The 433-nt window shown below is 71.4% G+C and carries 1 protein-coding gene; it reads right to left on the bottom strand.

The genetic code is table 11. The annotated features are described in order from the left end of the window. The coding region (locus G3I71_RS48010; RefSeq protein ID WP_164325265.1) for an acyltransferase family protein at positions 1–433 on the bottom strand (433 nt) is incomplete at both ends.

The raw sequence follows: 433 nt of genomic DNA, 5'->3' as shown, positions 1-433 counted from the left end.
CAGCGCGACGGGCGGCCACAGCAGCGCGACCGTCAGGACCCGGCGCCGCGTCACACCCACCAGGACCAGGAGCCCCATGAGCAGGTAGAACCTCAGCTCGGCCCACAGCGTCCAGTAGACGCCGTCGACGTGGTCGACCCCCACGACCGCCTGGAGCATCGTGAGGTTCGCCGCGACCTGCCCGGGGGTCACGTGCTTGCCCTCGGACCAGACGAGGAGCAGCAGCGCCCCGGTCAGCAGCACCGCCACCCAGTACGACGGGTACAGCCGTCCGATCCGCGAGGCGACGACGGCGACCGTCGTGCGGCCCCACGCGGTCATGAGGATGACGAAACCGGAGATGACGAAGAAGAGCTCCGGTCCCAGCGACCCGTAGGACGCCCACCTGGTCACCGCGTCGGGCACGAGGTCGGGCTGCGCGTCGCCCCACGCC

The organism is Streptomyces sp. SID12501 (assembly GCF_010550245.1).
Classification (GTDB): Bacteria; Actinomycetota; Actinomycetes; order Streptomycetales; family Streptomycetaceae; genus Streptomyces.
Note: the sequence above shows the minus strand (reverse complement) of the source record. Positions and strands in the feature narration are given on the sequence as shown.